The organism is Archangium sp. (genome assembly GCF_036277355.1).
In the GTDB taxonomy this organism is placed as follows: Bacteria; Myxococcota; Myxococcia; order Myxococcales; family Myxococcaceae; genus Archangium.
This window is the reverse complement of the sequence record NZ_DASUNC010000101.1, coordinates 18,504-30,978: the sequence shown is the minus strand read 5'-3', so window position 1 is coordinate 30,978 and position 12,475 is coordinate 18,504. Positions and strand designations below refer to the sequence as shown.

The window sequence follows — 12,475 nt, the reverse complement described above, 5'->3', positions numbered from 1 at the left end:
CGCCCCCGAGTCAATCCAGGAGGCCCGAAGACGTCTACATGAACAGCCGGGGGATCATCTGCCCGTAGTCGGCGAAGACGCGAGCGGACGACTTGTTCTGCATGTTCTGGACGGCGGCTCGCACATCCGCATCGGCCGTCAAACCATTCACATCCGCCTTCAGGCGAGCCAGGTGCGCGGCATAGGCCGTCGAGACCCACCACGCGTAGGCGGGCCCCCAGCCACGCGCGTCCTTGGTCGCCAGGATGGAGGAGATGTCCATGAGCCAGCAGTCGATCAGGTCCGGCAGATCCTGGGCGGAGAATGAGTCCGCGTCATTGCGGCGATAGAGGGCGATGATCTCCGCGAACTCGATCATCAGCCCGCGATAGTAATTGTACCGGGCGTAACCGTAACAGCTGGCGAAGATGTGATCGGGCTGCTTCGCGTCACTGGGGGTGTAGGACCAGTTCGTCGCGGCGTCCTGGACCTTCAAGGAGAAGTCCTTGATGCGCTCCTCGCTGTTCTGGCGGCTTCGCGCGATGGCCTGGACCGCGTGGGTGATCGGACGCTCCACCAGCCCCCGCAGCTGGCTGACCGGCTGGATGCGCAACGCATGGTCCGCCATGTAGTGCGCGCCGACCTCGTGGCACAGCATGCCCACGATGTACCCGGCCGTGTAGTTCCTGAAGAACCACTCCGCGATCTCGATCAGCAGGCTGCCCTGCGGATTGACGTACTGCGGATCGTAGATGCTCGCCGGGTTGTACTCCGTGGTGGTCGTGTTGATCAGACACGCCGAATTCCGGGCGATGAAGCCGTTGAGGCTGGCGCTATCATCGAGCATCGTCTTCAGCCGGTCCGCCTTGACCTGATTGAGCCTTTGCAACGCGGTGATATCGATTCTCATGATAAGGAATGCCCCTGTTCCGAAGGACGGCGATGGCCCTGTGCCGTACGAGCCTATTTCCGGGGCGGACGGAGCGTCAACGCAGCGCGCGAAGGCATTCCGCCTTGACACGGTAAAGCCCGGGCTCGATCGTCTGGCGCTGACCTCCGCCGGCCGGCTCGCGGACCCCTGGCGCGACCGCGACGCTCCCGCCTGGCGGGCGGCGCTGCGTCTCGGGCCGCCAGGCGACTTCGCCTGGCGCTCACCGTCAGAGCAGCGAAGCCTGCTCGCGAAGCGGGCGCTCACACCTCGAGCAGCATGAAGCGCTGGTCGGGGTGCATCTTCGTCATGAGGGGCATCGCCACGTTGTAGACGGGGATGCCGCTCTTCGTCTTTCCAGCCGGCGCGCCATGGTGCGCGTGCCCGTGGAAGACGGCCTCCGCGCCGTAGTGGTCCACCGGCATCGCCAGGCGGCTCGTCCCGAGGAAGGGGCGGATCTCGATGTTCTCCCCTTCCAGCGTCTCCGGCACCGGGGCGTAGTGCATGATGACCACCTTCTTCGGCGTATCCAGGTGGCTGAGCGCCGCCTCCAGCTTCAGCGACTCGTGTACCGCCTCCTGCACGAAGGACTTCGTCTGTCCCTCGCCGAAGGCCTGCAGCGTCGCGTTGCCGAAGCCTCCGCCGAAGCCCTTCACCCCCGCCACGCCCAGCACCTTCTCGAAGATGAAGTGGTCCCCATCAAGGATGTGGACGCCCACCCTCGACAGCTCACCGCAGATCTCCTTGGCCTGGTTGTGCTCGTAGTCATGGTTGCCGAGCACCGCCGCCACCGGCACCCGCAGCGCCGAGAGTTCCTCGGCGAGCACCTTGCCCTCCTCCACCATGCCCCGGTCCGTCAAATCTCCGCACAGGAGCAGCACGTCCGCTTCCGCGTTGACCTGCTTGACGAGCTGACGGAAGCGGCCGTGTTGATCCTCGCGGCAGTGCAGGTCACCGACCGCCGCCAAGCGTATTTTCGAGTTCGCGTCCCGCGCCACGTGCCTCCCCCTTCTCTCGATCTCGTTCATCCCAGGACCGGCCATCGCCGTAGCCCCAGTGATGGATGTCCACCGCGTAGTTCACCCGCGAGATGAGATTCCCGCGGCACAGCCGCTCGTCCCAGTTGCCTTCCTTGAGCGTGTCCAGCGTGCGCGACATCAGCTCCGTCATCAGCCACGTGGGCACCAGGTCCCGCTCGCACGGGTAGGCGAAGCGGAACATCATCAGGTGGCTGAGCAGCACCTCCCAGTACCGGTCGAAGCGCCGCAGCAGCCGCTCCCAGTCCATCCCCCTCCCCATCTTGAGGATGAGGTGGTTGATGTCCGCGCCGTCGTAGCGCTCGCGCTCGTTCACGAAGGCCTTGGACCAGATGGTCTCCTCGGCCGGCGCGATGAGGCACGGGTGGCCGAACACGGAGGCCGTCCTCGCGTGGACGAACCACTCGTCGTCCACGGTGGCCACCCCGTTGCCCGAGGAGAAGATGAAGTCCACGAAGTACTCGCCCTTGTAGGCCTTGTAGATCCACACCTCGTCCGCGCGCTCGGTGCGCCAGCCGTCCTTCTCCAGCTCCACCAGCGCCCGTTCCGCGTCCCGCTTGCGGGGGAAGAGGTCCAGGTCCTTGGTGTCGCGATAGATGCCCGTATAGGTGGAGTAGGCGTAGGCGCCGCCGACCAGGAACGGCACGCCGGCGTCCAGCAACACCTCGATGGCCCGGCCACGGGCGTTGATCTCGTCCGTGGTGCGGTTCCTCTCGGCGAGCGAGGCGTCGATTCCCATCTCCCCGGGGTGGTTGGGGTGTCGCTTTTCCATGGGCCAAACCTAGGAACGGGTCCTTTTTCTCGTCGGAGCCCCCGTCCGGTATGCCTGGAGGGCGGCCAGGGGACTTCCAACCCCCTGGAATCCCTGGGTTTTGCTCGAACCGAAAATCGCCTTTTCTGTTTTTGGACCCTGCTGTGTCCCTACGGGCAGATGACCCGCACCGGACGCGAAGGCCGGGCGGACAACCGAGAGGGAACGAACATGACGCTGCGCAAGAGCCTGCTGATCTCCGCCCTGATGCTCGCGGGCTGTGGCCGGATGGACCGGGAGACGGAGTTCCGCTCCGTGCTGCCCACGAAGGAGCTGGTGGAGGTGAAGACGCCGGAGAAGAGCGGCCAGGGGCTCACGTCCGCGGAGGCCGTGCACGCCCAGGGCAAGGGCGACCTGAGCGAGATGTACAAGCTGACGCGGGCCACGACGGTGCTGGTCAACGGCGGCACGCTGTGGGTGCTGGGGCTGGTGGACAAGGTGACGCAGTACCCGCCCACCACGCTCACCCAGGACACCGCGGTGTGGGGCCCGTACACCGAGGCGCTCGCGCGCAACACGTGGAAGCTCACCGTGAAGAAGACGGGCGAGCAGACCTACAGCTACACGGTGTCGGCGAAGGCGAAGGAGGCACAGGACTCGGCCTTCGTGGACGTCATCACCGGCACCCATACCGCCGCGGTGGACGAGGCGGGCGAGCCCGTGAGGGGCTTCGGCACGGGCGAGTTCACGCTCGACTGGGACAAGCAGGCGACGCTGCCCGAGCACGACGCGAACGTGGGCCGCTTCACGGTGAAGTACGCGCGCCAGGACGACACGAGCGCCGCCACGGTGGACGCGGCGTTCCGCCAGGTGCGTGACGAGAACGACGCCAGCAAGCGCGTGGACGCGGACTACCGCTACGCCGCCACGCCTGGCCAGGGCGGCCAGTTCGACTTCAAGCTCGTCCAGGACTGGTACAAGGCGGAGGGCTCGGACAAGAAGGAGACCCTCACCATCAAGAGCCGCTGGCTGGAGACGGGCGCCGGCCGCTCGGACGTGGAGCTGTCGGGCGGGGACCTGGGCGCGGAGAAGGGCCACGCCAGCGAGTGCTGGGACCCGGCCTTCGCCAGCCGCTACCTGTATGCCAGCTACACCCTGCCCCAGGTGCAGTACGGCGCCGAGGCCACCGACTGCGTCTTCGCCACGGCCAGCTACTCCTCGTTGTAAGCTCGCCGCCCTTCAACCCGCAGCGAGACGAGGCAGTTCGTGGCAGGAGCGAGTCCACCGGTCCTAACGGGAATCGACGGCGGTCAGAAGGATCGGCGCACGGTCCTGCGCGAGCTGTACACGGCGTATGGCGGCAGCGTGTATGGGCGCTGCCGCTACCTGTTGAAGGACGCCAGCCGGGCCGAGGACGCGATGCAGGAGGTGTTCGCCCGCGCCCTCACCCACTCGGAGGGCTTGCGCGACGAGTCCTCGCCCCTGGCGTGGTTGATGAAGATCGCCACCCACCATTGCCTCAACCAGCTGCGCGCGGAGCGGGCGCCGTGGCGGCGCTGGTTCGAGCGGGACGAGCTGGCCCGCCCCGAGGGGGATGACGGGGCTCGGAAGCTGGAGACGCGGGAGTTGGTGCGCTCGCTGCTGTCGCGGGTGGATGTGGAGACGCAGGCGGCGGTGGTGCACTACTGGGTGGACGGGATGACGTTGGAAGAGGTGGCCGCGATGTTGGGGCGCTCGGTGCCCACGGTGCGGAAGCGGCTGGAGCAGTTCGCCGCGATGTCGAACGAGGAGCTGAAGGTCCCATGAGCGCGCACCTGTCGGAGTGGACGTTGCGGCGGCTGCACGCCGGAGAGCTTCCCGGCAAGGAGGCCGAGCAGGCCCGGGCCCACGTGTCCGGGTGCGCGGAGTGCCAGGACGTGGTGAAGGGGCTGGAGACGGACCAGGCCCGCTTCGAGGCGCAGGTGCCCTTCGAGCGTTTCGAGGCCCGCGTGGAGCGCGCGTTGAACAAGCCGAAGACGCAGCCCTCGCGGCCCCTGCGCAATGGGGTGCTGGTGGCGATGGCGGCCTCGGTGCTGCTGGTGCTGTTGGTGCGGCCGATGCTCTCCCAGCCGCCCGTCAACCGGCTCAAGGGCGGAGCCTCGGCGGAGCTGCGGGTCGGCGGAGGCGGGCCCCAGCGCGGCGTCCTGCCGGGAGACACCGAGGCGCTGGAGTCGGACGAGAAGGTGCGGCTGGCGTACGTGGCCGGGCCCTACCGGTACGTGCTCGCGGTGTCGGTGGACGCGGCCGGTGAGGTGTCGGAGCTCTACGCCCAGGACGGCATGAGCCTCCCGGTGGAGGCGGGCCCCGGCCGGCACTGGCTGCCCGACAGCGTGGTGTTCAGCGGCGCGGGCTACGAGCGCGTGGTGATGGTGCTCTCCGATCGGCCGCTGAGCGTGGAGGCGGTGCGGGCGTCGGCGCGGCGGGCCTGGGAGGCGGCGGGCGGCAAGGTGGAGAACATGACCACGCTAGGCTCCGGCGGTGAGGAGACCCACTGGCTGCTGCGCAAGCCATGAGCCGCCCGTCCGGACAAGGGCTGGTGTTCGTGCTGGCGCTGGTGCTGGCGGCGGCCGTGCAGGCGCAGCCGCTGCGACGCTTCGCGCTGGTGGTGGGCAATGACGACGGTGGCGCGGACACCCGGCCCCTGCGCTTCGCCCGGGATGACGCGCGCAAGATGCACGGGCTGCTGACGCGGCTGGGTGGCGTGGAGTACGGCGACGCGCGGCTGCTGCTGGACGAGGAGGCCGGGGACTTCCTGCGCGCCCTCGCCGAGCTGGAGTCGAGCGCCAAGGTGGCTCGGGCCCGGGGCGAGCGCACCGCGCTCATCGTCTACTACTCGGGCCATGCGAAGGACGGGGCCCTGCGGCTGGGAGACAGCGCGCTGGACCTGGAGTCGCTCAAGCGCCGGCTGCTGGCGGCCCCCGCGGACATCCGCATCGCCATCCTGGACTCGTGCCGCTCCGGAGCGCTCACGCGGACCAAGGGGGCCCGGCGCGCCCCGGCCTTCGCCATCGACACGAGCGCCACGCGCGAGGCCCGGGGGCTCGTCATCCTCACCTCCAGCTCGGCGGACGAGGACTCGCAAGAGTCGGACCTGCTCGGGGGCAGCTACTTCTCCCACCACCTGGGCAGCGGGATGATGGGGGACGCGGATCGCTCGGGCGACGGGCAGGTGACGCTCTTCGAGGCGTACTCGCATGCCTACGCCCGCACGGTGGCGGACACCGCGGACAGCAGCGCCGGAGCCCAGCACCCCACCTTCAGCTACGACCTCGCCGGCAATGGCGACCTGGTGCTGACGGACCTGCGGGGACGCGACGAGGGCCTGCTGGTGCCTCGCACCGCGCCCGCGGGGGCCTACTACTTCGTGAACCCGGCCGGACTGGTGGTGGCGGAGGTGGACAAGGCCGTGGACGCCGAGCGGCGGCTGGCCCTGGCCCCGGGCCGGTACACGGTGAAGCGCCGGCTGGCGGACCGGCTGCGCGTGGGCGAGGCCGAGGTCCAGCGCGGACGCACCACGGTGCTCGACGAGTCCCGGCTGCACGATGCGCCCTTCTCGGATGACCCGGTGAAGGGCGTGGCGCCTCGCGAGCGCGCGCTGCGCACGTACTGGACGCTGGGACTCACCGGCGGCTACCACTCCTTCTTCGACACGCCCACGCGCGAGAACCTCTTCCTCTCCACGCCGCTGCTCGGCCTGGAGGTGGGGCTGCACCACTACTTCCGCGAGAACTGGCGCTGGGACGTCGATCTGTCGCTCGGCGGACGGCAGGCCACGCTGGAGCTCCCCACGCTCTCGGGGCCGCGCTACCGGTACTCGCTGTTGAACGTGGGCACCTCGCTCGTGGCCGAGTGGCCCCTGGGCCGCTTCTCCCCTTTCGTGGGCCCCCGGCTCGCCTACCTCGTCATGGGCCGCGACTTCGAGGACGCGAGCCTCCCGGACCAGTTCTACGCCGTGCTCACCCCGGGCCTCGTGGGCGGCGTGCGCTGGCGGCTATCGGACCGCTTCGAGCTCACCGGGCGCGCCCGCGTCCACTACCTCCTCTACAACGTCGACGCACAGCGCTCCCTGGGCTACTGGGAGCTCGGAGCGCTCGTGACGTACCGCCTCTGACAGGGAGCGCCTCATGCGCCACTGCTGGCTCCTGCTGCTGGGCTGCCTCGCCGCGTGCGGCGGGAACTTCTCCAACGACGATCTCGAGTTCCTCAACGCCCTGCCCACCCGGGAGGACCTGGCCTCCGAGCTTCCCGGCTCCAGCGGCACGGTGAGCGAGGGGGGGCTGCGCCGGCGCACGGATGCCCTGGCCGTGGGAGAGCCGTCCACGCTCTACCGGGACACGCGCGCCGCCTCGGACACGTTCAACAACGGGATGGATGGGCTGCTCACCCTGCTGGAGCGGATCCGCGAGCTGCCGCCCACGACACGTGCGCCGGAGCTGCGCGTGTGGGGACCCTGGCCGGACCCGGACCACCCCGGTCACGAGGTGCGCTTCGCGATGAAGCGCGAGCCCGACAGCTTCATCTACCTGCTCCAGTTCCGGACCCAGGGCACTGGAGAGGAGGGGTGGTGGTCCGCCATCGAGGGCACCTTCCAGCCGGACGGTGGGCTGCGCAAGGGCACGGGCGCGGTGAGGATCCTCGTGAAGCAGACGAAGGCCCACGGCTTCGACGTCAAAGGGCTCGCGGATTTGGACCTGTTGGAGATCGTCTACCAGACGCGCGCGCTCCCCATCACCGTGCGGATGCGCTTCGTGCCCTCCTCGCCCGAGAAGGCCTCCGAGCTCCTCTACGCGTACCGCGAGCTTCCCAGCGGCCTCGGAGAGATGGGCTTCCTGCTGGAGGACACCGACATCCTCCCCGGCACGCAGAAGGAGGACCTCGCCATCATCAGCCGGTGGACGACGGACCGGGGAGGCGTGGGAATCATCTCGGTGACGGGCGGAGACGTGCCTCCGGGCTTCACCGCCACGCAGGTGGAGTGCTGGGATGCCAGCTTCCGCGTCACCTATCTGAAGCGGAGCTGGGAGCCTGCGGTGGTGGGCAGTGCCTCCGCCTGCCCGGACGTGTCCGCGCTGGAGCAGCCGTGAGCGGGCCCTCCCTCACTCCATGCTCAGTCCGGTTGGGCCTTGTCCGGCTCACTCCTGGGGGCACTCGCTGCCGGCTTCTCTTTCTCCAGCTTCTGCTCGATTGGAGTCTGAGCAGCGGGTCTCAGGTGCGCGTGATTGCCGACAGCGAGAATGCGCATCGTGCGGATGTCCACGGCATGAACGGTTCTGTCCATGCTGGCCAGGGCTCCCGAAGAGCCCCACAGCGCGTTCGTCTGGCAGGCTCGCTCATCGACAGTGAATCGGACCTGCACGACTCCCGTGGGCTCAGGAGCCGCCGTGACGTCATAGGAGCCGGGCCGGTAGAGACACGCCTCTTCTGGACGGGTGTCCTTGGGCGGTAGGGCCTCGCTGGGAAGAAAGTCCTCCAGGGCGAGCTGGATGGCCGCGGCGATGTTGCCCTCGAGGTGGAGCCGTCCTTCCCTGGGAAGCTCGGGAGGAGGCTGCATCGGGTCCCTCTCCAGGAGTTGCCCGTTCCGCAGGTCCACTTCATAGGTGGCTTCCATGTCCAGCGGCGGACCCCACCGGTAACAAGCTCCAGGGGCGAGGGAGAAGCGGACCAGGGTGGTGCCGTCCCTTCCTGGCGCCGTCTCCACGTCCCAGGATTGGCGCTGGAGGATGCAGATGTCGCTCCGGGTTGCTCCGGCTGGAGGACGCACATCCCACGGGAGGAAACGCGCCATGGCGAGTTGGATGGCCGCGGCCCGGGCACCGGAGAGTTCGACCCTCCCCTCTTCGGGCAAATCCCTTCCGAACTTGAACCAGGCGGCCTCTTCGGCTGGAACGTAACGGACAGAGCTGCGAGCTGTCATGCATCCCGACACGGCCCAGCAGAGCATCAGGCCGGCGGCTCTTCCCATGAACGCCTCCCAACGGCGCCGAGAGTGCAGATGGGTATTCATGGCTGTACAGGGGTGATGAAGCCTGAGTCCTTGTTCTGGGGTTGGATGTAGCCGATGAGCTTCCAGTTCCCGGACTGCCGTTCATAGACCTCGCCGGGCCGGGCCTCACGGACATAGGGCACGAACTTCTGGATGCGGCAGGTCGTATCGAACTGGATGCGAACGCGATAACGCTGATTCCGCCCACGCCTGTCTGGCTCGCTCAAGGGCGAGGAGGGCCATGGATGGCTGTGGAAGTCGGCAAGAGGCGCGAGCTGGCCTCGAGGGTCCTTCACCACCGCTGGTGAGAAACAGGACTTCCTTCTGCTCGGGCCCACCAGCGCCGCTTTCGTCAGGGGAGAGGGCATGCTCGCGTAGTAGAGGCCATCCTCGAACGAGTAGATGACGCCGCAGTACTCCTGACCATATTCGCCCAGCTGCGCTCTGGGGAGTGCCAGCACCGCTGGGCAGAGCTGGTCGATGACTTCATCCACATCTGTCGAGGGACGGATGTCCTTCCATGGACCACGTACCCAGACGATTTCGGAGTCTCCCAAAAAGCCGTAGTCTTCCGTCTGTCCGGTATGTGGGCCGCTGGCGCAGCCGAGAAGGCACAGCCCCATCAGCGCTGCTCGGATCCTCATCACGTTCAGGGGTGTGCTCTGGCGCGAGACGTGTCCGAACATGAAGTGCATCGGGCGGTGAGCTGGGGCTTTGATGGGCAGAAGGTGGATGGATTATGGACCAGCCGCGCGAGTGAGGACAAGCGGCCAGCGACAAAAAGGGAGCCATGGCGAGCAGGAGCATCGAGGAGGGCCGCATCAAGCGGCTCAACACGCCTCGGCCCAGTCGCGCAGGCGTTCAGGGGATTGCCTCTGGCCCTCCATCACTCCATGTCCTCCAGTTCCTTGCCCTTGGTTTCCCGGATGAAGACGAGCACGAAGACGAGCGAGGCCACGGCGGCGGCGGTGTAGAGCCCATAGGCCAGCCCCAGGCCCGCGGTGCGCAGGGAGGGGAACGTGGAGGAGACGATGAAGTTGGCGATCCACTGCGCCGAGCCCGCGAGCGCCAGCGCACGGCCGCGAATGCGGTTGTTGAACATTTCCCCGAGCAGCACCCACACCACGGGTCCCCAGGACAGGCCGAAGCAGAAGACGTAGAGGTTGGCGGCCACCAGGGCGATGGTCCCCGCCGCTCCCTGGAGGACGGGATTGCCCGCGGCATCCGCCCCGGCCGTGCCGAACAGGTACGCCATCGCCCCGAGCGTCAGCGCCATGCCCACCGAGCCCACGATGAGCAGCGGCTTGCGCCCGAAGCGATCCACCGTGGCGATGGCGATGAACGTGGTGACGATGTTGGTGACGCTGGTGATGACGGTGATGGCCAGCGAGTCCCGCTCGGAGAACCCCACCGCCTGCCAGAGGACGCTCGAGTAGTAGAAGATGACGTTGATGCCCACGAACTGCTGGAAGACGGACAGTCCGATGCCCACCCAGACGATGGGCAGCAGCCCGAAGCGGCCCCGGAGGTCCGAGAACCGGCCGGTGTGCTCGCTCGAGAGGCTCTGGCGGATCTCCTCCACCTTCGCCTCGGCGCGAGCCCCGATGATGGAGCGGAGCACGTCCCGGGCCTTGTCATCGCGCTTCTTGGCGACGAGGTAGCGGGGGGACTCGGGAATCAGCAGGGCGCCGATGCCATAGAGGACCGCGGGGGGAAGCTCGGACAGGAGCATCCACCGCCACGCCGCCATGCCGAGCCAGAGGGGATTCGAGGCGGAGCCGCCCGCCGCCGCGGCGATGCCGTAGTCCACGAGCAGCGCGGCGAAGATGCCGGAGACGATGGCCAGCTGCTGGAGCGAGCCGAGCCGGCCCCGCAGGTGGGCCGGGGCGATCTCCGCGATGTAGGCGGGGGCGATGACGCTGGCGATGCCCACCGCGATGCCGCCCACCAGGCGCCAGAGGCTGAAATCCACCAGCCCGAAGGCCACGCCGGAGCCCGCGGTGCCCACGGAGAAGAGGACCGAGGCCACCACCATCGTCCGGGTGCGGCCCATGCGGTCGGCCAGCTGCCCGCCCACGAAGGCTCCCACCGCCGAGCCCAGGAGCGCCGAGGACACGGAGATGCCGATGGCCGCGTCACTCGCATGGAAGGTGGACTGCAGGGCGCCGACGGCCCCATTGATGACCGCCGTGTCGAAACCGAACAGGAAGCCACCCACGGCGGCCACCGCGGCAATCATCACGACCTTGAGCGATGAGCCTTCCTCGGCCAACGCCTCATCGCGCACATCCGCCATACGGAGACCTCCCAGAGCGCACCCAACATCCGCACTCCGGGTCCGACGTCATCCCTCAAAAGAAGACAGGTGTTGGCCGGTGGAAAACGACCGGGAGGCGACAAGGCTCGAGAGGGCTCAGGGTGTCACGGCGGCGGCGAACCGGCGCTTGCCTTCGCGGATCGTGAGAATGACGGCGGGTTTCACCGGGTTGCGGTCCGCGTCCAGGGTGAGGGTGCCCGTGGCGCCGGGGTGGTTCTTCGTGCTCGCGAGCGCGTCGCGGATGTCCGGGCCGGAGAGTGACTTCGCCCGCTCGATGGCCGCGAGCGCCACCTTCGCCGCGTCGTAGCCCAGCGCGGAGGCGGCCTCGGGAGAGCGGCCGTAGCGCTCGCGGAACGAGGTGATGAAGCGCTGGAGCTCGGGGGCGGGGTTGTCCTCGGCGTAGTGGGACGAGTAGGAGGCGCCTTCCAGCGCGCCGCCCGCGAGCTCGAAGATGCGGTCCGACTCCCAGCCATCGCCGCCGAGCAGCGGCATCGTCAGGCCCATCTCGCGTGCCTGGCGGGCGATGACGCCCACCTCACTGTAGAAGCCCGGCAGGTACAGGGCCTGGGGCTTCGCCTTCTTCACCGCCAGCAGCGGCCCGCGGTAGTCCGAGTCCCCCTTCGAGTAGCTCTCCACCGCCACCACGGTCCCGCCCAGCTTCTTGAAGGTCTCGATGAAGGCGTCACTCAGGCCGAGCGAGGAGGCGTTCTTGCTGTCGTGCAGCACCGCCACGCGCTCGAGCTTCAGGTTCTCCCGGGCGAAGCGGGCCATGGCACCGCCCTGGAAGGGATCGATGAAGCAGGTGCGGAAGATGAAGTCGCCCTTCTTCGTGACGTCGGGGTGGGTGGACGAGGGCGTCACCATGGGCACGCGGGCCGCCTGCACCGCGTCGGCGATGGCCAGCGAGCCGGACGACGTCACGTCTCCGAGGATGAGCACCACCTTGTCCTGCGTGAGGAGGCGCTTGGCCGCGGCCACGGACTCCTCGAGCTTGCCCTGGGTGTCATAGGAGCGGAGCTCCACCCTGCGGCCCTTCACGCCGCCGGCGGCGTTCACCTGCTCCACGGCGAACTGGATGCCATCGCGCACCACCGTGCCGAACGAGGCCTCCGAGCCCGTGAGACTCCCCAACGAGCCGATGACGATGGGCCCCTCCTGTGTGGGGGCGCGTTGCTCCGAGGTGGCGGGAGCGGAGGGCGGAGGCGGCGGGGACTTCCGCTCGCAGGCGAGGGAACACAGGGCGACGGTGGCGAACAGGGGCAGGAGGCGGTGCATGGGGGACTCTCTGGGGCGCACTCTGTACGTGCTTCAACCGGAGCGAGACCCGCTTCAGGGCATCGGCTACCGCGTCCGCCAGCGAGCACGCCGGGAGAGGTCCAGGGCGGCGTCAGCCGGGGGGTCCGTTCAGGCCTCGACAAGGGTAGCACACGGGCGGCCGAGC

12 protein-coding genes are annotated in these 12,475 nt (G+C 68.4%); 5 read left to right on the top strand and 7 right to left on the bottom strand.

Annotated elements, in window-relative coordinates:
- Positions 1-34 precede the first annotated feature (34 nt).
- The 3 genes from VFZ09_RS26060 to VFZ09_RS26050 all read right to left on the bottom strand — a co-directional run bounded on the left by VFZ09_RS26060 (position 35) and on the right by VFZ09_RS26050 (position 2,716).
- Complete coding sequence (locus tag VFZ09_RS26060; protein ID WP_329730368.1) at positions 35-889, bottom strand: hypothetical protein; 855 nt, start codon at positions 887-889, stop codon at positions 35-37.
- A gap of 281 nt (positions 890-1,170) precedes the next feature.
- Positions 1,171-1,875 carry a metallophosphoesterase gene (locus tag VFZ09_RS26055; protein WP_329730367.1) on the bottom strand — a complete coding sequence of 235 codons (705 nt, stop codon included), beginning with the start codon at positions 1,873-1,875 and terminating at the stop codon, positions 1,171-1,173.
- Positions 1,859-2,716, bottom strand: a complete 858-nt coding sequence (locus tag VFZ09_RS26050) for a hypothetical protein (protein WP_414640744.1) — start codon at positions 2,714-2,716, stop codon at positions 1,859-1,861. Before VFZ09_RS26050 ends, VFZ09_RS26055 begins: the two co-directional genes overlap by 17 nt.
- A gap of 210 nt (positions 2,717-2,926) precedes the next feature.
- Between VFZ09_RS26050 and VFZ09_RS26045 the strand changes: the two genes are divergently transcribed.
- The 5 genes from VFZ09_RS26045 to VFZ09_RS26025 are packed head-to-tail and all read left to right on the top strand — an operon-like array spanning position 2,927 to position 7,818.
- Positions 2,927-3,922 carry a hypothetical protein gene (locus VFZ09_RS26045; protein WP_329730366.1) on the top strand — a complete coding sequence of 332 codons (996 nt, stop codon included), beginning with the start codon at positions 2,927-2,929 and terminating at the stop codon, positions 3,920-3,922.
- 39 nt (positions 3,923-3,961) lie between these two features.
- Positions 3,962-4,501, top strand: a complete 540-nt coding sequence (locus VFZ09_RS26040; protein ID WP_329730365.1) for a sigma-70 family RNA polymerase sigma factor — start codon at positions 3,962-3,964, stop codon at positions 4,499-4,501.
- Entirely contained in the window at positions 4,498-5,247 is a 750-nt protein-coding gene (locus VFZ09_RS26035) for an ACP synthase (protein ID WP_329730364.1), read from the top strand. Before VFZ09_RS26040 ends, VFZ09_RS26035 begins: the two co-directional genes overlap by 4 nt.
- The gene (locus VFZ09_RS26030) at positions 5,244-6,845 is read left to right on the top strand and encodes a caspase family protein (protein WP_329730363.1); all 1,602 of its coding nucleotides are present in this window, start codon (positions 5,244-5,246) and stop codon (positions 6,843-6,845) included. Before VFZ09_RS26035 ends, VFZ09_RS26030 begins: the two co-directional genes overlap by 4 nt.
- Before the next feature lie 13 nt (positions 6,846-6,858).
- A complete protein-coding gene (locus VFZ09_RS26025; RefSeq protein ID WP_329730362.1) occupies positions 6,859-7,818 on the top strand; it encodes a hypothetical protein in 960 nt (319 codons plus the stop codon).
- A gap of 23 nt (positions 7,819-7,841) precedes the next feature.
- Here the strand turns inward: VFZ09_RS26025 and VFZ09_RS26020 are convergent, their stop codons facing one another.
- From VFZ09_RS26020 to VFZ09_RS26005, 4 genes are all read right to left on the bottom strand, one after another.
- Positions 7,842-8,579, bottom strand: coding sequence for a hypothetical protein (locus VFZ09_RS26020; RefSeq protein ID WP_329730361.1), 738 nt, complete (start codon positions 8,577-8,579; stop codon positions 7,842-7,844).
- A 155-nt stretch (positions 8,580-8,734) separates the two neighbouring features.
- On the bottom strand, positions 8,735-9,403 hold the full coding sequence (locus tag VFZ09_RS26015; RefSeq protein WP_329730360.1) for a hypothetical protein: 669 nt from the start codon (positions 9,401-9,403) through the stop codon (positions 8,735-8,737).
- A 200-nt stretch (positions 9,404-9,603) separates the two neighbouring features.
- Entirely contained in the window at positions 9,604-11,013 is a 1,410-nt protein-coding gene (locus VFZ09_RS26010; RefSeq protein ID WP_329730359.1) for a sugar porter family MFS transporter, read from the bottom strand.
- A gap of 117 nt (positions 11,014-11,130) precedes the next feature.
- A complete protein-coding gene (locus VFZ09_RS26005) occupies positions 11,131-12,309 on the bottom strand; it encodes an ABC transporter substrate-binding protein (RefSeq protein WP_329730358.1) in 1,179 nt (392 codons plus the stop codon).
- Positions 12,310-12,475 lie beyond the last annotated feature (166 nt).